Origin of the sequence: Mycobacterium sp., from assembly GCF_025933915.1 — a bacterium.
GTDB lineage: Bacteria > Actinomycetota > Actinomycetes > Mycobacteriales > Mycobacteriaceae > Mycobacterium.
On sequence record NZ_JAICZA010000031.1, the window covers coordinates 18,851 to 38,601 of the forward strand.

Sequence of the window (19,751 nt, forward strand, 5' to 3'; positions counted from 1 at the left end):
TGCTCCTGTTCCGGGCGGTTCGTTAGCAAACGATACGCATTCTGCGTGTGAATTTCCCACCTCCGTACCGCCGGGGACAAGCGCGTGTGCTGCTGCAATGGCGTTCGACTTGACGGTCGATCACTGGCACTATTAGAACACGTTCTAGTCTCCGGTGAGCGGGTTGCACGCCAACTCGTGGTGGAGATGTCCCCGCTTGCGGAAAGATCGGACAATCAGGACACGGGTGCCAGCCAGCCCCCTTGTCACGTCGAGCCAAGGACGCGGAGGTCCTCTCAGGTGGTAGCGACCGTCACCGACGAGCAGTTCGCCGCGCGCGCCCTGGTGCGCGACTGGGCCCGCAGTGCGACGTCGGGCCCAGGTGGGACCGCGGCGATCCGCGAGGTCGAACAGGGCGAGCCCGACGCTTGGCGGCCGGTGTTCTCCCGGCTGGCCGAACTGGGGATCTTCGGTGTCGCGATCCCGGAGGAGGCCGGCGGCGCGGGCGGCAGCATCGAAGACCTGTGCGCGATGGTCGAGGAGGCGGCCAAAGCGCTGATCCCCGGTCCGGTCGCGACCACCGCGCTCGCGACGCTCGTCGTGACCGACCCCGAACTGCTGGCGGCCCTGGCCGCCGGGGAGCGCTTCGCCGGGCTGGCGCTGGAAGGTGACGTGCGCTTCGACGGCGCAACGTCGAAGGCCTCGGGCACGCTGCCGCTGGCGCTGGGCGCCTCGAACACGGTGCGCGGTGGCGTGCTGTTGCTGCCGGCCGACGGGAAGTGGTTGCTGATCGACGCCGACAGCGAGGGAGTGCGGGTCGAGCCGCTGCGGGCCACCGACTTCTCCCGGCCGTTGGCGCGGGTGGTGTTGACCTCGGCGCCGGCCACGGTGGTGTCGGAAGGCGGGGAACGCGTCGAGGAGCTGGCCGCGACCGTGCTGGCGGCCGAGGCGGCCGGCATCACCCGATGGGCGCTGGAAACCGCCGTTGACTACGCCAAGGTGCGCGAGCAGTTCGGCAAGCCGATCGGCAGCTTCCAGGCCATCAAGCACCTGTGCGCGGAGATGCTGTGCCGCGCCGAGCAGGCCGAGGTCGCCGCGGCCGACGCCGCGCGCGCCGCGGCCGAGGACGACCGATCCCAGTTCTCCATCGCGGCGGCCCTGGCCGCGAGCACCTGCATCGCCACCGTGAAGGCCAACGTCAAGGACTGCATCCAGGTACTCGGCGGCATCGGCTGCACCTGGGAGCACGACGCGCACCTGTATCTGCGCCGGGCGCATGCCATCGGCCGGTTCCTCGGCGGCGCCGAGCGCTGGCTGCGGCGGATCACGGCGCTCACGCAGGACGGCGTGCGCCGGCGCCTGAGCTTGGATCTTTCTGACCTCACCGATGTCGAAGGCCAGCGCGCCGACATCGCCGCGGCCGTCGCCGAGATCGCCGCGCTGCCCGCCGAAAAGCGACAGGTCGGTTTGGCCGAGGCGGGTCTGCAGGCGCCGCACTGGCCGAAGCCGTACGGGCGCGCCGCGTCCCCGGCCGAGCAGCTGCTGATCGATCAGGAGCTGGCCGCGGCCGGTGTCGAACGGCCCGACCTGGTGATCGGCTGGTGGGCGGCGCCGACCATCCTCGAGCACGGCACGCCGGAACAGGTGCAGCGATTCGTGCCGGGCACCACGCGCGGTGAATTCCTGTGGTGCCAGCTGTTTTCCGAGCCGGGCGCCGGCTCGGATCTGGCGTCGCTGCGCACCAAAGCAGTGCGCTCGGAAGATCCAGCCGGCGGGTGGTTGCTCACCGGGCAGAAGGTGTGGACGTCGGCGGCGCACAAGGCGAAATGGGGCGTGTGTTTGGCCCGCACCGATCCGGACGCGCCGAAACACAAAGGCATCACCTACTTTTTGGTGGAAATGAGCTCACCGGGCATCGAAATCCGTCCGCTGCGTGAGATCACCGGCGACTCGCTGTTCAACGAGGTGTTCCTGGACAACGTGTTCGTGCCCGACGAATTGGTGGTCGGCGAGGTCAACGACGGGTGGCGGCTGGCCCGCACCACGCTGGCGAACGAGCGGGTCGCGATGGCCAACGGCACGGCGCTGGGCAACCCGATGGAGGAGCTGCTGAAGCTACTCGCGGCAAGGGATCTCGACGTTGCCGAGCAGGACCGGCTCGGGCGGCTGATCATCCTGGCGCAGACCGGCGCGCTGCTGGACCAGCGGATCGCCCAGCTCGCCGTGGGCGGCCAGGACCCCGGGGCGCAGTCCAGCGTGCGCAAGCTGATCGGCGTCCGCTACCGGCAGGCGCTGGCCGAATTCACGATGGACGTCGCCGAGGGTGGCGGTCTGGTCGACCGCCGCGCGGACGGCGACCGGGCGGTCTTCGACTTCCTCAACACGCGGTGCCTCACGATCGCCGGTGGCACCGAGCAGATCCTGCTGACGGTGGCGGCCGAGCGCCTGCTCGGCCTGCCCCGCTAGGGAAAGGCCTGGCGCGGCAGACGGTTCGCGCAATCGCCGGAGGTGGCTCCTTGGGAGAGCTCAGGAGAACGTCGTGACCGCGCAGGTGCTGGGGGACGTGATGTTGACCCCGGGATAGACCACCTGGATGTGGGTGCAGGCGATGACGTTGTTGTCGGTCTTGGGCTGGCCCGTCTGCCAATCGGTGGAGTCGATGCGCCCGCTCGTCTGGTACTTGTCCGGGGGGCCCTCACCGAAGTAGACCGTGGTGATCTCGTCGGAGCCCATCGACTTCATCACCCGCTCGTTCTGGCCGTCGGCGTGTGCGTCGAGGTAGGCCAACCGGTTCGAGGACCGGATCTCGGTGGTCTGGCGGGCCCACAGGCCGGGCGGGAAGCCGGCCACCCCGTCGGGCGTGAGCATGTCCGCGCCGGCGGTGAAGTCGCAGTGGCCGTCGGATTTGAAGCAGTTGAGGATCACGCGCGTCTCGAGCTGGTTGGGTCCGTCCAGCGGGAACAACGTGGTGGCGGTGTTGCTCGCCGCCGCGCACACCCCGGCGGGCAGAAACACCGGCAGCGCTGCGGCGACTGCGAATCCCCATACCAGCCGCATCATCGATGCTCCTCTTTCCGGTTTGCTGACCCCAAGGGGTGAACTTAACCCGCGATTACTCGTCGTAGGTGACTTCTACCGAATCAGATTCCGGGTGAGATTGACAGGCCAAAATCAGCCCCTCGTCGAGATCCTGCTGCTCGAGCACGTCGTTGACCTCCATGGTCACCTTGCCCTTGCGCAGGGTGCAGGCACACGCGCCGCAGTGACCCTCGCGGCAGGAGAACGGTGCGTCGAGGCCCTTGGCCAGCAACACGTCAAGCAATTTGGCGTTGCGCGGCCACGACACGGTGTGGGTTTCACCATCGAGCTCGACCACCGCGGTGGCCGGCGGCTGGTCGCCCTCGGGGGTGTCCTCGATCTTCACCGCCGCGAACGGATCCGATTCCAGCGACTTGAACACCTCGATATGTATTTGCGGCGCAGGAACTTTCAGTGTCTCCAGGGCTTGCTTGGCCGAGTCCATGAACGCGCCCGGCCCGCAGATGTAGACGGGGCGATCGGTGTAGGGGGCCGCCAGCTTGGCCAGCGCGGCGACGCTCGGCAATCCCTGCAGCGATTCCAGCCAGTGCAGGACCGTGAGCCGGTCGGGATATTTGGCGGACAGTTCGCGCAGCGCGTCGGAGAAGATCACCGAACGGTCGTCGCGGTTGGCGTAGATCAGCGTCACCTGTCCGCTGCCGTCGGCCAGCGCCGATTTGCAGATCGACATGATCGGGGTGATGCCGCTGCCCGCGGCCATCAGCAGGAAGTCATCGCCCATCGTTTTCGGCACGAAGTTGCCCGACGGGGCCAGCACGTGGATCCGCATGCCCGCGCGAGCGTTGTCGCACAGCCAGTTGGAGGCGTATCCGTCCGCGGTTCGTTTGACCGTGACGGTCAGGGCGTCGTCGGTGAACGGCGAGCTGCACAACGAGTAGCAGCGCGCCACCGACCCGGTGCGTTCGCTGGGAACGCGCAGCGTCAAGAACTGGCCCGGCGCGTACCGCAGCCGCTCGGGCGGGATGTCGGGGTCTCCTTCGTCGGCGGGCACCGCGAACACCAGCGACCGCGCGTCCTCGGTCTCGGCGATCACCTCGGCGATCTGCAGTTCAAGGACGTGGTCACCGAGTGGCTCGTCGGGTGTTTGGTCCGGATCAGCCTCGGTCAAGGCCCGTCCCTTCCTTTCGTGGTAACTAGAACATGTTACAGAAAAGTGGATTCGTATCGCTACCAGCCGCAGGAATACCCTGCTCGACACAAATCGGAACGTGTTCTAGTCTCTGGTGTAAGTCCGCTGTGTAAGTCTGGCCCAGGAGGCAAACTTAAGTGACGTCCATTCAACAGCGTGATGCGCAGTCGGTTTTGGCTGGCATCGATGATCTGCTTCCGCGGATCGCCGAACGCGCGCAGGCGACGGAGGATCTGCGGCGGCTGCCGGACGAGACCGTTCAGGATCTGCAGGACGTGGGTTTCTTCACCCTGTTGCAGCCCGAGCAGTGGGGTGGATTGCAGTGCGATCCGACGCTGTTCTACGAGGCGGTCCGGCGGCTGGCCAGCGCGTGTGGGTCCACCGGCTGGGTCAGCTCCATCATCGGCGTGCACAACTGGCATCTGGCCCTGTTCGACCAGCAGGCCCAGGAGGAGGTCTGGGGCGAGGACCCCAAGACCCGGGTTTCCTCGTCGTACGCCCCGATGGGCGCCGGCGTGGTGACCGATGACGGTTACCTGGTCAATGGCGCGTGGAACTGGTCCTCGGGGTGTGACCACGCGACATGGGCCTTCCTCGGTGGCCCGGTGATCAAGGACGGCCGCCCGGTCGACTTCGGCAGTTTCTTGATCCCCCGCAGCGAGTACCGCATCGACGACGTCTGGCATGTTGTCGGCCTGCGCGGCACCGGCAGCAACACCGTCGTCGTCAAGGATGTCTTTGTGCCGCGGCACCGGTTCCTGTCCTACAAGGCGATGAACGACGGCACCGCCGGTGGGTATGAGAACAACACCGCCCCGGTCTACAAGATGCCTTGGGGCACAATGCATCCCACCACCATCTCGGCGCCGATCGTCGGCATGGCCTACGGTGCGTACGACGCGCACGTCGAGCATCAGGGCAAGCGGGTGCGCGCGGCGTTCGCCGGCGAGAAGGCCAAGGACGACCCGTTCGCCAAGGTCCGCATCGCCGAGGCGGCCAGCGACATCGATGCGGCGTGGCGCCAGTTGAGCGGCAACGTCGCCGACGAGTACGCGCTGCTGTCGGCCGGCAAGGAGATCCCGTTCGACCTGCGCGCCCGCGCCCGCCGTGACCAGGTGCGCGCCACCGGTCGGGCCATCGCTTCCATCGACCGCTTGTTCGAGGCTTCCGGAGCCACCGCCCTGGCCAATGACCAACCGGTGCAACGGTTCTGGCGCGACGCGCACGCCGGCCGGGTGCACGCGGCCAACGATCCCGAGCGGGCCTACCAAATCTTCGGGAACAACGAGTTCGGGTTGCCGCCCGGCGACACCATGGTTTAGCCGATGACGGCGACCGAGGAATTGACCTTCGAGTCCACCTCGCGCTTCGTCGAGGTGGACGTCGACGGGCCGCTGAAGTTGCACTACCACGAGGCCGGGGTCGGCAACGATCAGACGATCGTGTTGCTGCACGGCGGCGGTCCCGGAGCGGCGAGCTGGACGAACTGGTCACGCAACGTTCCCGTGCTCGCCGAGCGGTTTCACGTGCTGGCCGTGGACCAGCCCGGCTACGGCCACTCCGACAAACGCGCCGAGCACGGGCAGTTCAACCACTACGCGGCCAGGGCGCTCAAGGGGCTATTCGACCAGCTGGAGCTGGGACGAGTCCCGTTGGTGGGCAATTCGTTAGGTGGGGGCACCGCGGTGCGGTTCGCCCTGGACTACCCCGACCGGGCCGGCCGCCTGGTGTTGATGGGGCCCGGGGGGCTGAGCATCAATTTGTTCGCGCCGGATCCCACCGAGGGCGTCAAGCGGCTGGGGAAGTTCTCCGCCGAGCCCACCCGGGAAAACCTCGAGGCGTTTCTGCGGGTGATGGTCTACAACCAGAAACTGATCACCGACGAATTGATCGATGAGCGGTTCGCGTTGGCCAGCACGCCGGAATCACTGACGGCGACCCGGGCGATGGGAATGTCGTTCGCGGGCGCCGATTTCGAACTCGGCATGATGTGGCGCGAGGTGCACCGGCTGCGCCAGCCCGTGCTGCTGATCTGGGGCCGTGAGGACCGGGTCAATCCGCTGGACGGGGCGCTGGTCGCGCTGAAGACCATTGCGCGTGCGCAGCTTCACGTTTTCGGGCAATGTGGGCACTGGGCGCAGGTGGAGAAGTTCGACGAGTTCAACAAGCTCACTATCGATTTCCTGGGAGGTGCGTGATGAGCATCCGTTCGCTGGGCTATCTACGCATCGAGGCCACCGACATGGCGGCCTGGCGTGAGTACGGCCTGAAGGTTCTCGGCATGGTCGAGGGCAGCGGAAACACCGAGGGCGCGCTCTATCTGCGGATGGACGATTTCCCGGCCCGGCTGGTGATCGTGCCCGGCGAGCGCGACCACCTCATGGAGGCCGGCTGGGAGTGCGCCAACGCCGAAGGTCTGCAAGAGATCCGGGACAGGCTCGACGTGGAGGGCGTCCCCTACAAGGACGCCACCGCCGCACAACTGGCGGATCGCCGGGTCGTCGAGATGATCCGGTTCTCCGACCCGTCGGGCAACTGCCTGGAGGTCTTCCACGGCGTCGCCCTGGAACACCGCCGGGTGGTCAGCCCCTACGGGCACAAGTTCGTCACCGGTGAGCAGGGCCTGGGGCACGTGGTGTTGTCCACCCGCGACGACGACGAGGCGCTGCACTTCTACCGTGACGTGCTCGGGTTCACGCTGCGCGACTCGATGCGGATGCCGCCGCAGGTGGTGGGCCGGCCCGCCGACGGTGCGCCCGCCTGGTTGCGCTTCTTCGGCTGCAACCCGCGCCACCACAGCCTGGCCTTCCTGCCGCTGCCGACGCCCAGCGGCATCGTGCACCTGATGATCGAGGTCGAGAACGCCGACGACGTGGGGCTGTGCCTGGACCGCGCGCTGCGCCGCAAGGTGCCCATGTCGGCCACCCTGGGCCGCCACGTCAACGACCTGATGCTGTCGTTCTACATGAAGACACCCGGCGGGTTCGACGTCGAATTCGGTTGCGAGGGAAGGCAAGTCGAAGACGACGGCTGGGTCGCCCGGGAAAGCACCGCCGTCAGCCTGTGGGGCCACGACTTCACGGTCGGCATGCGCGGCTGACCATGTCGGCGCCCATCGATCCGCGGACCTTCCGGCAGGTGCTGGGCCAGTTCTGCACCGGCATCACCATCATCACCACCGTGCACGACGAGGCCCCCGTCGGCTTCGCCTGCCAGTCCTTTGCGGCGCTGTCGCTGGACCCGCCGCTGGTGCTGTTCTGCCCGACCAAGGTGTCACGGTCCTGGAAGGCGATCGAGGCCACCGGCCGGTTCTGCGTCAACATGCTGACCGAGAACCAGAAGCATGTCTCGGCCCGCTTCGGCTCCAAGGAGCCCGATAAATTCGCCGGCATCGACTGGCACCCTTCCGATCTCGGCTCACCGATCATCGACGGGTCGCTGGCCTACATCGACTGCACGGTGACCTCCACGCACGACGGGGGCGATCACTTCGTAGTGTTCGGCGCGGTGCAATCGCTTTCCGAGGCGCCCAAGATCAAGCCGCGGCCGCTGCTGTTCTATCGCGGTGAGTACACCGGCATCGAACCGGACAAGACGACGCCGGCGCAGTGGCGCGACGACCTGGAAGCGTTCCTCACCACCACCACCCAAGACACCTGGCTTTAGTCCGGCGGCGACGTCCTACTTGGACGCGGTGTTATGGCGGCCGGTTTCGCGGTGGTGCGCCGACATGTCCTCCGTGGGGGAGTTGTCCGGGATCGGCTGCTCCTGGCTCCACGCGGCGTCGCGGCCGGAGGCGGGGTCGTCGGCACTGCCACCGGTCTCGCCCTTCACCCTCGGGTCAATGCTGTCAGCACGCTTCCACTGCTCGTCCAGCTGTTCGCGCGAGGACGCCGCTTCGGTCTGATGCGCTGATGCTCGATCCTGCAGCCGGGCGGCTTCTGCCGCCTTGACTTCGGCTTCGGCCTGCGCCGCACGGGCTTTCGCGGCCGTCTCCGCCGCCAGCGCCTCGCGGCGCTCGACCTTGCCGGTCTCCAGCTTGGCCTCCTCGCGAATCCCTTCGGCCTCGCGCTGACGGCGGCGCCCGCTCGCTCTGCGGGCTGCGATCACCAGGGCGATGATGACCAGGACGGCCGCAACCGCGGCGACGACGATCCAGACGGTGGTGCTGGTGTTCATGATGGACTCCGTTGTCGATGTGGGAAGCGCTAAGCCCCTGTCGGCGGATAGCCCTATTCGACAGGAATGAAACAACCGATGCCGGTGCCCGCTGCTTCGGCCGGAACGCCGCAGGCAGAATGGTTTTATGACGCTGGATCTGGGCGCGTACTTCGACCGCATCGGCTACCGCGGTGCCGCCGAGCCGAATCTCGAGGTGCTGCAGGATCTGATGACCGCGCACACCGGTGCGATCCCGTTCGAGAACCTCGATCCCCTGATGGGGGTGCCAGTCGACGATCTGAGCCCGGGAGCCCTTACCGACAAGCTGGTGCACCGGCGCCGCGGCGGCTACTGCTACGAGCAGAACGGCCTGATGGGATACGCGCTGGCCGAGATCGGGTTTCGGGTGCGGCGTCTGGTCGGCCGGGTGGTCTGGATGCTTCCGCCCGACGCGCCGTTGGGCGCCCAGACACACACGGTATTGGCGGTGACGTTCCCGGGTTCGCAGGGCTCCTATCTGGTCGACGTCGGCTTCGGTGGCCAGACACTGACCTCCCCCATCCGCTTCGAGACCGCAAACGCCCAACAGACAACACACGAGCCGTACCGGCTCAACGACCGGGGCGACGGCCTGGTGCTGCAAGCCATGGTTCGCGGCGACTGGAAACCGCTGTACGTATTCGGCACCCAGACCGTGCCGCAGATTGATCTGAAAGTGGGTAGCTGGTACGTCTCCACGCACCCCGAGTCGATCTTCGTGACCGGCCTGATGGCCGCCCTGACGACTGACGACGCCCGCTATAACCTGGCCGGCCGCAACCTGACCGTCCACCGCGCCGACGGCAGCGAGAAAACCCGCCTCGACGACGCGGCGGCGGTCATCGACGTGCTCAGTGAGCGATTCGGCATCGACGTGGCCGGCCTGGGCGAGCGGGGCGCGCTCGAGGCGCGCATCGGGCAGGTGCTCGACGCTTAGTCCGCTGCCGCTGCCGCTAGCGCGCCGAGAGCCACGGCCCGAGCCGTCGCACCGCTTCCTCGATGTCGTTGGTGGGGCCGGCGAAGGACAGCCGGACGAACGAATTGCCCCTGGTGGTGTCGAAGTCGATGCCCGGTGCGATGGCAACGCCGGTTTCCTCCAACAGTTTTGAACAGAACCTGAGCGAGTCGTCGGTGAAATCCGAGACGTCGGCGTACACGTAGAAGGCGCCATCGGTGGGCGCCAGCCGCTCGACGCCGATGCCGCGCAGCCCGTCCAGCAGCAACGAGCGGTTCCTCGCGTAGTGATGCAGGTGGCCGTCGGCCTCGGCCGTCGCCTCCGGGGTAAAGGCCGCCACCGCGGCGAGCTGCGACAGCACGGGCGGGCAGATGGTGAAGTTCCCGGTGAGGCGATCCACCGCGCGGCGTAACTCGGCCGGCACCAGCAGCCAGCCGAGCCGCCAGCCCGTCATGGCGTAATATTTCGAAAAGCTATTGGCCACCACGGCATTTCGCGATGTCTGCCACGCGCAGCTGGTCTGCGGCGCGCCTTCGTAGACCAGGCCGTGGTAGACCTCGTCGCTGATCAACCGCGCCCCCGAGGCGTCGCACCAGGACGCGATGGCGGCCAGCTCCTCCGGCGGTATGACCGTTCCGGTGGGGTTGGCGGGGCTCGCCACGATGACGCCCTGCACCGGGGGGTCGAGTTCGGCGAGCATCTGCGCGGTGGGCTGGAAGCGGGTCTGCGGCCCGCAGGGGATCTCCACCACCTCGCATCCCAATGCCGACAAGATGTTTCGGTAGCAGGGGTAGCCGGGGCTGGCCAGCGCTACCCGATCACCGACGTCGAAGCAGGCCAGGAAGGTGAGCAGGAACCCACCCGAAGAGCCCGTGGTGATCACCACCGCGTCGGCCTCGACCTCGAGCCCGTGCTGGCGCTGGTAGTCCGCGGCGATCGCGGCACGCAGCTCGGGGATACCCAAGGACACCGAGTAACCGAGCTCGTTGGAATGCACGGCCGCCGCCGCGGCCGCTCGCACCGGCTCGGGTGCTCCGACGCTGGGCTGGCCCGCCGACAAGTTGACCAGATCACCGTGGCTGCGTTGGCGTTCGGCCGCCGCCAACCAGACATCCATCACATAGAACGGTGGGATGCCGGCGCGCAGCGAGACACGATCGGTCACGGCGTCCTGAGTACCTCGGATTCCAGTCGGTTAAGCAGCTCTCGTGGCGTATCCAGCAGATGCGCGCTGCCGTGGGCGCGTTTGAAGTACAGGTGCATGTCGTGCTCCCAGGTGATTGCGATGCCGCCGTGCAGCTGGATGCCTTCGGCGGCCACGGTGTTCAGGGCCTCGGTGGCGGCCAGGCGGGCGGCGGCGGCGTTGGTGGGAGTGGGGTCGTCACACGCGTCGGCGACGACGGCCTTCGCCGCGGCGACCGTGACATACATATCCGCCATCCGATGCTTGAGCGCCTGAAAGCTGCCGATCGGACGGCCGAATTGCACTCGGTCCTTGGCGTATTCGACGGTCAGCTCCAAACAGCGTTCGGCGGCACCGATCTGCTCGGCGGCCAGCAGGACGGCCGCCTTGTCCGCCAGGCCCGGGTCCGGGCCGATCGCTTCGGTTTCCTCCGGTTGCACCCGCGCCAGGCGCCGGGTCGGGTCCATCGTGGTGACGGCCCGCGTGCCGAATCGGGTCCACCTGCTCAGCCGGCCGTCCTCGACGGCGACCACGACGTCGGCGATGTCGCCGTTGACCACATAGTCGGCATCGAGCACCAGCGCGCCGATCGAGATGCCCTCGCCCAGACCTTCCAACGTCGCGGCGTCCGGCTCGGCGGCGCTCAGTAGCGCCAGCTCGGCCAGCGTGGTGCCCAGCAGCGGGGAGGGCACCAGGGCGCGGCCCAGCTCCTGTAAAACCGCTGCGGCATCGGCCAATTCACCGCCCGCGCCGCCCAATTCCTCGGGTATGACCAGGGCCGCGGCACCGACCTGCTCGCAGAGCAGTTGCCAGAGTGATTCGTCGTAGCCGCGGTCAGACTCCATGGCGGCGCGCACCGCCGCCGGAGCGGCGTGCTTGGCTACCAGGGCGGCGACGGTCTCGGCCAGCATCTGCCGTTCTTCAGTCATGGGCGCCGCTCCTTCGGGACTCGACTCGTGCTCATAGGGCCTCCAGCACTCGCCGCCGATGGTCCTCCGGCGTGCCCCAGGCGGATCGCAGCGCCTGCACCCGCAGCAGCAACAGCGACAGGTCGTGCTCCTGGGTGAAACCGATCGCACCGTGGGTCTGCAGCGCCGAGCGCGCGGCCAACAGCCCCGCCTCCGACGCTGCCGCCTTGGCCGCGCTGACGTCCCGAGCGCTCGCGCTCGGGTCATCGGCCAAAGCCAACGCCGCGCCGTGCACCAGCGGCCGGGCCAGTTCGATGGCGATGTGCACGTCGGCGAGCTTGTGTTTGATCGCCTGATACGAGCCGATCACCCGCCCGAACTGGGTGCGCTGCTTGGCGTAGTCGACGGCGGCGTCGCGCAGCGCCTCGGCGGCGCCGACCAGTTGTGCCGCGGTGGCCAGCGCGCCGAACTCGTAGGCGCGCTCGATATCCGCATCCCACGCCGACCCGGCCGCGGTCACGTCGAACAGGCGCCGGCTGGGGTCGACGGACTCGTGCTCGTCACCCGCGGTGGCTGCGGCGACCCCGTCATCACCGGCCAGCAGCACCAGCCCGGCCGCGTCGGCGTCAACGGCCCGCGGTACCCGCGGCGGCAGCGCGACAGTGGCGATGAGCTCACCGGCGGCCAGCGCCGCGCAGCGCTCGGCGTGATCGTCGGCGGCCAGCAATACCGGTGCCACAGCGATGGATTCGACCACCGGGCCGGGCACACACCAGCGCCCGAGGCGCTCGAGGGCGACGACCAGGTCGATCGGGTGAGCCTCGATGCCATCGAATTTCTCCGGCACGGCCAGGGCGGTGACGCCCAGGTTAGCCAGCTGCTCCCACACCTTGCGGCCCGGCGCGGTATCGCCCGCGGCCCACGCGCGCACGGCGCCGGGCAGGTCCGCCGCGCCGAGCGCGGCGTCGATGCTGGCCGCGAAGTCACGCTGCTGTTCGTCTAGCGCAAATTTCACTTCGTGCCCCCGGACTTTTCGCGCGGCAGGCCCAGCAGCCGCTCGGAGATGATGTTGCGCTGAATTTCGTTGGTGCCGGCGTAGATCGGGCCACCCAGGGCGAACAGCAGCCCCTCGGTCCACGGGCCGGCGAGTTCCCCGTCAGCGGCGAGGAGGTCGAGTGCGGTCTGGTGCAGTTCGACGTCGAGATCCGACCAGAACACTTTGGTCACCGACGATTCGGCGCCCAGCTCGCCGCCGAGGGCCAGCCTGGTCACCGTCCCGAAAGTCTGCAGCCGGTAAGCCTGCGCTTTGATCCAGCCGTCGGCGACGCGGTCGGCGAACGCGGCCGGTGAGCCGCTGTCCTTCCACAGCCGCACCAACCGTTCCGCCGTCGCCAGGAAGCGGGCCGGGCTGCGCAGCGACATGCCCCGCTCATTGCTCGACGTGCTCATGGCCGCCCGCCAACCTTCGTGCGGGGTGCCGATCACATCCTCGTCGGGCACGAAAACGTCGTCGAGGAAGATCTCACCGAAGCCGGTGTCCCCGCCCAGCTGGACGATGGGCCGCACGGTGATGCCCTTGGCTTTGAGGTCGAACATGAAGTAGGTCAGCCCGTTGTGGCGCTCGGCGCCGGGGTCGGAGCGGAACAGCCCGAATCCCCGCTCGGCGAACGGCGCCCGCGAGCTCCAGATCTTCTGACCGTTGAGCAGCCAGCCGCCGTCGGTCTGGGTGGCGGTGGATCGCAACGACGCCAGGTCGCTGCCCGACTCGGGCTCCGACCACGCCTGCGCCCAGATCTCTTCGCCGCTAGCCATTTTCGGCAGGATCCGGTCCTGCTGCTCCTCGGTTCCGTGCGCGAACAGCGTCGGGGCCAGCATCGACGTGCCGTTGGCGCTGGCCCGGCCGGGCGCCCCGGCGCGAAAATACTCCTCTTCGAACACCACCCAGTGCAGCAGCGGCGCGTCGCGGCCGCCGTAGCGCTTCGGCCAGGTGATCACCGACAGACCGGCGTCGAACAGCACCCGGTCCCAATGCCGGTGCTGGTCGAACCCTTCGGCGTTGTCGTACGACTTCGTCGGGATCGACTCCACGTTGGCCGACAGGAATTCCCGAACCTCGGCCGCAAACGCCAGGGTGTCGTCGTCTAGCTCCAGATCCATCAGTCCAGCTCTCGCAGTTGTGGTTTGACCACCTTGCCGCCCGCATTGCGCGGCAACGCGTCGACGAACCGCACCGACCGCGGTGCCTTGAAGTTCGCCAAATGCTCACGGGTGTAAGCGATTACGGATTGTTCTTCGAGTTCGGTGCCGGGCCGGGTGACGAGATACGCCCGGCCAACCTCGCCGAGCCGCTCGTCGGGAACCCCGATCACCGCGGCGTCGGCCACGCCTTCCATCCGGGCCAGCACCTGCTCGATCTCGGCCGGGTAGACGTTGAATCCGCCGCAGATGTACATGTCTTTCAGCCGATCGGTGATGCGCAGGTTGCCGGATCCGTCGAGCACACCGATGTCGCCGGTGTGCAGCCAGCCGTCGGCGTCGATGGCCGCCGCGGTGGCCGCCGCGTCGTCGAGGTAGCCCAGCATCACATTCGGCCCGCGCAACAGAACCTCCCCTGATTCACCGGATTCGGTTGCGTCAATGCGTAATTCGAAGTCGGCGAACGGGCGTCCACAGGTGGTCGCGACGGTGACCGCGTCGTCGTCGGCGCGGCACATGGTCCCCATGCCGTTGGCCTCGGTGAGCCCGTAGGCGGTCAGCACGATGTCGATGTCGAGCTCGGACTGCATGCGCTCGACCAACACGACCGGCACGGTCGCCGCCCCCGTCACCGCGAAGCGTAGCGAGCTCAGGTCGTGGTCGTCGCGCGCGGGATGGTCCAGCAGGGTCTGGTAAATCGTTGGCGGACCGGGCAACACGGTGATGCGGTGCTGCTCGATCGCCTGCAGCGCGCGCAACGGGTCGAAGGTCAGGTGCGGGATCAGCGTCGCGCCGGTCTGCAGGCAGGCCAGGATGCCGGCCTTGTAGCCGAAGTTGTGAAAGAACGGGTTGATGCACAGGTAGCGGTCGTCGGCGGTGATCTTGCCGTTGGCCGCCCACGACGCCGAGGCCGACAGCGACTGCCGGTGCGCACACAGCACACCTTTGCTGCGGCCGGTGGTGCCCGAGGTGAACAGGATGTCGCTGATGTCGTCGGGCGTGACCGCCGCGGCCCGGGCTTCGACGGCGTCGAGGTCGGTGCCGGCGGCCACGAACTCGTCCCACGTCCCATCTGGGGCGTCGATCGGTATCCGCACGACGTGCCGCAACGCGGGCAGCGTCGCCCGATCCAGATCGGCGACGCGGTCGTTGCCCAGGAATTCGCCCATGCCGAACAGCACCGGCGCGCCGACGCGGGCCAGGATGTCGCCGGCCTCCGCGGCCGTGTAGCGGGTGTTCAGCGGAACCATCGCGGCACCGGCGTGATGGATAGCCAGGCAGGCCACCACCCAATGCCAGGTGTTGGGCGACCAGATCGCCACCCGGTCGCCGGCCCGCACACCGAGGCCGATGAGCGCCGCCGCCGCCCGGTGCACTTCATCGCGCAACGCCGCGGCGGTGAAGGACCGTTCCTCGGTGATCAGGGCGTCGTGATCGGGGAGTCGGCGCGCCAAACGATCCAGCGCCGCGGGCACGGTGCGGGGATCGGTGGTCATCGGCGACGCTCCTCGAATGCTCTGAGTCAGATCGCTCGGCCTCCTCATGCCGCCCCGCGGCATGCGTCGTCACCGAGCTACAAAGCAAGTGCTTGGTAGGTTAGCCTACAAGGCATGCAGGACGTCGAGGAGTTCCGGGCCGAGGTCCGCTCTTGGCTCGCCGACAATCTGGTCGGCGAATTCGCCGCTCTCAAGGGCCTTGGCGGCCCCGGCCGTGAGCACGAGGCCTTCGAGGAACGCCGGGCCTGGAACCAGCATCTCGCCAAGGCCGGACTGACCTGCCTGGGCTGGCCGGTCGAACATGGCGGTCGCGGGCTTTCCACCGCGCACCGGGTGGCGTTCTACGAGGAGTACGCCCGGTCCGACGCCCCGGACAAGGTCAATCACTTCGGCGAGGAGCTGCTGGGCCCGACGCTGATCGCGTTCGGGACGCCCGAGCAGCAGCAGCGTTTCCTGCCCAAGATCCTCGACGTCACCGAGCTGTGGTGCCAGGGCTATTCGGAGCCCGGCGCCGGCAGCGACCTGGCCAACGTGGCGACCACCGCCGAGCTGGACGGCGATCAATGGGTGATCAATGGCCAGAAGGTGTGGACGTCGCTGGCGCACCTGTCGCAGTGGTGCTTTGTCGTCGCGCGCACGGAGAAGGGCTCCAAGCGGCACGCCGGCCTCTCGTATCTGCTGGTGCCGCTGGATCAGCCGGGTGTTCAGGTGCGCCCGATCGTCCAGATCACCGGCACCGCGGAGTTCAACGAGGTGTTCTTCGACGATGCCCGCACCGACGCCAACTTGGTGGTCGGTGAGCCGGGCGACGGCTGGCGGGTCGCGATGGGAACACTGACCTTCGAGCGCGGAGTGTCGACGCTCGGACAGCAAATCCGTTACGCCCGTGAGCTTTCCAACTTGGCCGAGCTCGCGCAGCGCACCGGCGCCGCAGACGACCCGTTCATCCGCGAGCGGCTGACCCGGGCGTGGACCGGGCTGCGGGCGATGCGCAGCTACGCGCTGGCCACGATGGACGTCGAGCAGCCGGGCCAGGACAACGTGTCGAAGTTGTTGTGGGCCAACTGGCATCGCGACCTCGGCGAGTTGGCGATGGACGTCATCGGCAAGCCCAGTCTGACGTTGACCGACGGCGAGTTCGACGAGTGGCAGCGGCTGTTCCTGTTCACCCGCGCCGACACCATCTACGGCGGGTCCAACGAGATCCAGCGCAACATCATCGCCGAGCGGGTGCTCGGCCTACCCCGAGAGGTTAAGGGATGAGTCTGTCCGAAGCTCCCAAAGAGATTGCCGGACACGGACTTCTGCAGGGCAAGGTGGTGGTCGTGACCGCCGCCGCCGGCACCGGCATCGGTGCGGCGACCGCACGGCGGGCGCTGGCAGAGGGGGCCGACGTGGTGATCTCGGACCACCACGAACGGCGGCTGGGGGAGACGGCCGGCGAGCTGGCCGCGCTCGGGCAAGGCCGTGTCGAAAGCGTGCTGTGCGACGTGACGTCCACCGCCCAGATCGACGCGCTGTTCGCGTCGGCGACGGCCCGATTGGGGCGCATCGACGTCCTGGTCAACAACGCCGGGCTGGGCGGGCAGACGCCGGTGGTCGACATGACCGACGAGGAATGGGACCGCGTCCTGGACGTGACCCTGACATCGGTGTTTCGCGCCACCCGCGCGGCGCTGCGCTACTTTCGCGAGGCGTCGCACGGCGGGGTGATCGTCAACAACGCCAGCGTCCTGGGCTGGCGGGCCCAGCACTCGCAGGCGCACTATGCGGCCGCCAAGGCCGGCGTGATGGCGCTAACCCGGTGCAGCGCGATCGAAGCCGCGGAGTACGACGTCCGGATCAACGCGGTGTCGCCGAGCATCGCGCGGCACAAGTTCCTGGACAAGACGACGTCGTCCGAACTGCTGGATCGGCTCTCGGCCGGTGAAGCCTTCGGCCGCGCCGCCGAGCCGTGGGAAGTCGCGGCCACCATCGCGTTCCTGGCCAGCGACTACTCGAGCTACCTCACCGGCGAGGTCATCTCGGTGTCGAGCCAGCATCCCTAACTAGCCAAGCAAGCGCTTGGTTGATACTCTGGTCGAGTGGACCGTGTGACCGGTCAGGCGAACAGCCGACGAGACGAGTTGCTGGAGCTTGCCGCGACCATGTTCGCCGAGCGCGGGCTGCGCGCCACCACGGTGCGCGACATCGCCGACAGCGCCGGCATCCTGTCCGGCAGCCTGTATCACCACTTCTCGTCCAAAGAGGAGATGGTCGACGAGCTCCTGCGAAGCTTCTTGGACTGGTTGTTCAACCGCTATCGCGAGATCGTGGACAGCGAGGCCAACCCGCTGGAGCGGCTCAAGGGCTTGTTCATGGCGTCGTTCGAGGCGATCGAACATCGGCATGCGCAGGTCGTCATCTACCAGGACGAAGCCCAGCGGTTGTTGTCCCAGCCCCGGTTCTCCTACATCGAGGACATGAACCGGCAACAACGCAAGATGTGGCTCGAGCTGCTCCACCAGGGCGTCGACGAGGGCTACTTCCGGCCCGAACTCGACGTCGACCTCGTCTACCGCTTCATCCGTGACACCACGTGGGTGTCGGTGCGCTGGTATCAGCCCGGCGGACCGCTCACCGCGCAGCAAGTGGGCCAGCAATACCTCGCCATCGTTCTTGGCGGGATCAGCAAAGAAGGAGTCTGACATGCCTGAGGCGTACGTCATCGACGCTGTGCGTACCGCGGTCGGCAAGCGCGGCGGATCGCTGGCCGGGGTACATCCGGTCGACCTGGGTGCTTATGCGTGGCGCGGTCTGCTGGACCGGGTCGACGTCGACCCCGCCGCCGTTGACGACGTGATCGCCGGCTGTGTCGATGCCATCGGCGCGCAGGCGGGGAACATCGCGCGCCTCTCATGGCTGGCCGCCGGCTATCCCGAAGAGGTGCCCGGCGTCACCGTCGACCGCCAATGCGGGTCCAGCCAGCAGGCCATTTCCTTTGGTGCGCAGGCGATCTTGTCCGGTACGGCCGATCTCATCGTCGCCGGCGGCATGCAGAACATGAGCCAGATCCCGATCTCGTCGGCCATGATCGTGGGCGAGCAGTTCGGCTTCACCTCACCGACCAACGAGTCCAAGCAGTGGCTGCACCGCTATGGCGACCAGGAGATCTCGCAGTTCCGCGGCTCGGAGATGATCGCCGAGAAGTGGAACCTGTCTCGCGAAGAGATGGAGCGCTACGCGCTGACCAGTCACGAGCGCGCGTTCGCGGCGATCCGTGGCGGCCACTTCGACAACGAAATCATCACGGTCGAAACCGAATCCGGGCCGTTCCGGGTCGACGAGGGGCCGCGCGAATCGTCCCTGGAGAAGATGGCCGGGCTCAAAACGCTGGTCGAGGGCGGTCGGCTGACGGCGGCCATGGCCAGCCAGATCTCCGACGGGGCCAGCGCCGTGCTGCTGGCGTCCGAGCAGGCCGTCAAGGAGCACAACCTGACACCGCGGGCGCGCATCCACCACATCAGCGCCCGCGGCGCCGACCCGGTCTTCATGCTGACCGGGCCCATTCCGGCGACCCGCTACGCGCTGGACAAGACCGGGCTGTCGATCGGCGACATCGACACCGTCGAGATCAATGAGGCCTTCGCGCCAGTGGTCTTGGCCTGGCTCAAGGAAGTCAAGGCCGACCCGGAGAAGGTCAACCCCAACGGCGGCGCTATTGCCCTCGGGCACCCGTTGGGCGCCACCGGCGCCAAGCTGTTCACCACCATGCTCAACGAGCTGGAGCGCATCGGCGGCCGCTACGGCCTGCAGACGATGTGCGAGGGCGGGGGCACGGCCAACGTCACCATCATCGAGCGCCTGTAACTCTAGGCCTTCGCGCCGGGCTTACGCCTGGCCCCCCATGCGCCGAGTGTGAACGACGCGACGGCGCATCGGCGCGTCGTGCCGCAGGATTCACACTGGCCGAGGTGTCGGTGGGTAATGCCAGCATTCGCCCATGGAAGAACATCCGTGGCCATTCTTGGGCTCGGAGGCGTTGGCGGCCAGGGCCTTCCCGGAGCGGGCTATGCGACTGTTGTACGCATCGGTCTACCCGGGCGTCTACGCTCCGGCCGGTATCGAGCTGACGGCTGGCCAGCGTGCATCTGCGGCGTGGCTATGGTCACGACGCAGAGCAGTCGTTGCCGGTAATTCGGCGGCCGCGTTGCTGGGCACGAAATGGGTTAGTCCGTCGCTCGACGCCGAGTTGGTGCATGACAACCGACGGCCTCCCAGCGGGATCACCGTTCACACCGACACCTTGCGGCCGCACGAAATGTGCATGGTCAATGGTGTTGCGCTCACGTCAGCGGCTCGCACGGGTTTCGATGTAGGGCGGCGAACGGCCTCGCGGTTACAGGCTGTGCAGCGGCTTGACGCGCTGATGAACGCGACCGACGTGAAGGTCAGCGACGTTGAGGCGGTCATCGCCGAACATCCCGGTGCGCGTGGCCTGGTCCGGTTGCGCCGAGTGCTGCCCCTTGTCGACGGCGGCGCGGAATCTCCTCAGGAGACACGAACGCGGTTGGCGCTCATCGATGGGGGTATGCCGAGACCGCAAACACAGATCCGAGTGTTCGAC

19 protein-coding genes are annotated in these 19,751 nt (G+C 67.7%); 11 read left to right on the forward strand and 8 right to left on the reverse strand.

The window, feature by feature from the left end; genetic code table 11:
- The first annotated feature begins 279 nt into the window (after positions 1-279).
- Positions 280-2,445, forward strand: a complete 2,166-nt coding sequence (locus Q0W90_RS07425) for an acyl-CoA dehydrogenase (protein ID WP_297594760.1) — start codon at positions 280-282, stop codon at positions 2,443-2,445.
- Positions 2,446-2,505: 60 nt separating this feature from the next.
- On the opposite strand, the gene Q0W90_RS07430 is transcribed toward Q0W90_RS07425, so the two are convergent.
- Both Q0W90_RS07430 and Q0W90_RS07435 read right to left on the reverse strand, forming a co-directional pair.
- Positions 2,506-3,039, reverse strand: coding sequence for a hypothetical protein (locus tag Q0W90_RS07430; RefSeq protein WP_297594758.1), 534 nt, complete (start codon positions 3,037-3,039; stop codon positions 2,506-2,508).
- Between the two features lie 52 nt (positions 3,040-3,091).
- The gene (locus tag Q0W90_RS07435) at positions 3,092-4,186 is read right to left on the reverse strand and encodes a ferredoxin--NADP reductase (RefSeq protein WP_297594756.1); all 1,095 of its coding nucleotides are present in this window, start codon (positions 4,184-4,186) and stop codon (positions 3,092-3,094) included.
- Between the two features lie 158 nt (positions 4,187-4,344).
- On the opposite strand from Q0W90_RS07435, the gene hsaA reads away from it, so the two are divergent.
- Genes hsaA through hsaB form a run of 4 tightly spaced genes read left to right on the forward strand, consistent with a single transcriptional unit; the run spans position 4,345 to position 7,873 of the window.
- A complete protein-coding gene (hsaA, locus tag Q0W90_RS07440; protein WP_297594754.1) occupies positions 4,345-5,529 on the forward strand; it encodes a 3-hydroxy-9,10-secoandrosta-1,3,5(10)-triene-9,17-dione monooxygenase oxygenase subunit in 1,185 nt (394 codons plus the stop codon).
- Between the two features lie 3 nt (positions 5,530-5,532).
- A complete protein-coding gene (gene hsaD / locus Q0W90_RS07445) occupies positions 5,533-6,405 on the forward strand; it encodes a 4,5:9,10-diseco-3-hydroxy-5,9,17-trioxoandrosta-1(10),2-diene-4-oate hydrolase (protein ID WP_297594752.1) in 873 nt (290 codons plus the stop codon).
- A complete protein-coding gene (gene hsaC / locus Q0W90_RS07450; RefSeq protein WP_297773873.1) occupies positions 6,405-7,307 on the forward strand; it encodes an iron-dependent extradiol dioxygenase HsaC in 903 nt (300 codons plus the stop codon). Before hsaD ends, hsaC begins: the two co-directional genes overlap by 1 nt.
- A gap of 2 nt (positions 7,308-7,309) precedes the next feature.
- Positions 7,310-7,873 carry a 3-hydroxy-9,10-secoandrosta-1,3,5(10)-triene-9,17-dione monooxygenase reductase subunit gene (gene hsaB / locus Q0W90_RS07455; protein WP_297594748.1) on the forward strand — a complete coding sequence of 188 codons (564 nt, stop codon included), beginning with the start codon at positions 7,310-7,312 and terminating at the stop codon, positions 7,871-7,873.
- A 15-nt stretch (positions 7,874-7,888) separates the two neighbouring features.
- Here the strand turns inward: hsaB and Q0W90_RS07460 are convergent, their stop codons facing one another.
- Positions 7,889-8,386 (reverse strand): hypothetical protein, encoded by a 498-nt coding sequence (locus tag Q0W90_RS07460; RefSeq protein ID WP_297594746.1) that lies wholly within the window; start codon positions 8,384-8,386, stop codon positions 7,889-7,891.
- Positions 8,387-8,513: 127 nt separating this feature from the next.
- Between Q0W90_RS07460 and Q0W90_RS07465 the strand changes: the two genes are divergently transcribed.
- Entirely contained in the window at positions 8,514-9,344 is an 831-nt protein-coding gene (locus tag Q0W90_RS07465) for an arylamine N-acetyltransferase (protein WP_297594744.1), read from the forward strand.
- A 16-nt stretch (positions 9,345-9,360) separates the two neighbouring features.
- Here Q0W90_RS07465 and Q0W90_RS07470 read toward each other — a convergent pair whose 3' ends face one another.
- From Q0W90_RS07470 to fadD3, 5 genes are read right to left on the reverse strand one after another with little or no spacing between them, the layout of a single operon-like run.
- Positions 9,361-10,527, reverse strand: coding sequence for a pyridoxal phosphate-dependent aminotransferase (locus Q0W90_RS07470; protein WP_297698791.1), 1,167 nt, complete (start codon positions 10,525-10,527; stop codon positions 9,361-9,363).
- Positions 10,524-11,474 (reverse strand): acyl-CoA dehydrogenase family protein, encoded by a 951-nt coding sequence (locus tag Q0W90_RS07475; RefSeq protein WP_297594739.1) that lies wholly within the window; start codon positions 11,472-11,474, stop codon positions 10,524-10,526. The genes Q0W90_RS07470 and Q0W90_RS07475 overlap by 4 nt, the downstream gene beginning before the upstream one ends.
- Positions 11,475-11,505: 31 nt before the next feature.
- Positions 11,506-12,468, reverse strand: a complete 963-nt coding sequence (locus tag Q0W90_RS07480; protein ID WP_297594737.1) for an acyl-CoA dehydrogenase family protein — start codon at positions 12,466-12,468, stop codon at positions 11,506-11,508.
- Complete coding sequence (locus Q0W90_RS07485) at positions 12,465-13,610, reverse strand: acyl-CoA dehydrogenase family protein (RefSeq protein ID WP_297594735.1); 1,146 nt, start codon at positions 13,608-13,610, stop codon at positions 12,465-12,467. Before Q0W90_RS07485 ends, Q0W90_RS07480 begins: the two co-directional genes overlap by 4 nt.
- Positions 13,610-15,145: a 3-((3aS,4S,7aS)-7a-methyl-1,5-dioxo-octahydro-1H-inden-4-yl)propanoate--CoA ligase FadD3 gene (gene fadD3 / locus Q0W90_RS07490; RefSeq protein WP_297594733.1), complete on the reverse strand. Its 1,536-nt coding sequence runs from the start codon at positions 15,143-15,145 to the stop codon at positions 13,610-13,612. Before fadD3 ends, Q0W90_RS07485 begins: the two co-directional genes overlap by 1 nt.
- 114 nt (positions 15,146-15,259) lie before the next feature.
- Here fadD3 and ipdE1 point away from each other — a divergent pair, with 114 nt between their 5' ends.
- The 5 genes from ipdE1 to Q0W90_RS07515 form a co-directional block, all read left to right on the forward strand.
- A complete protein-coding gene (ipdE1, locus tag Q0W90_RS07495; RefSeq protein WP_297773881.1) occupies positions 15,260-16,408 on the forward strand; it encodes an acyl-CoA dehydrogenase IpdE1 in 1,149 nt (382 codons plus the stop codon).
- The gene (ipdF, locus tag Q0W90_RS07500) at positions 16,405-17,193 is read left to right on the forward strand and encodes a (5R,7aS)-5-hydroxy-7a-methyl-1-oxo-2,3,5,6,7,7a-hexahydro-1H-indene-carboxyl-CoA reductase (RefSeq protein ID WP_297594729.1); all 789 of its coding nucleotides are present in this window, start codon (positions 16,405-16,407) and stop codon (positions 17,191-17,193) included. The genes ipdE1 and ipdF overlap by 4 nt, the downstream gene beginning before the upstream one ends.
- 36 nt (positions 17,194-17,229) lie before the next feature.
- The gene (gene kstR2 / locus Q0W90_RS07505) at positions 17,230-17,832 is read left to right on the forward strand and encodes a TetR family transcriptional regulator KstR2 (protein WP_297773885.1); all 603 of its coding nucleotides are present in this window, start codon (positions 17,230-17,232) and stop codon (positions 17,830-17,832) included.
- 1 nt (position 17,833) lies between these two features.
- Positions 17,834-18,994, forward strand: a complete 1,161-nt coding sequence (fadA6, locus tag Q0W90_RS07510) for a steroid 3-ketoacyl-CoA thiolase FadA6 (protein WP_297594725.1) — start codon at positions 17,834-17,836, stop codon at positions 18,992-18,994.
- Between the two features lie 133 nt (positions 18,995-19,127).
- Positions 19,128-19,751, forward strand: a 624-nt coding sequence (locus Q0W90_RS07515) for a hypothetical protein (RefSeq protein WP_297773888.1), incomplete at its 3' end; no start/stop codon positions are given.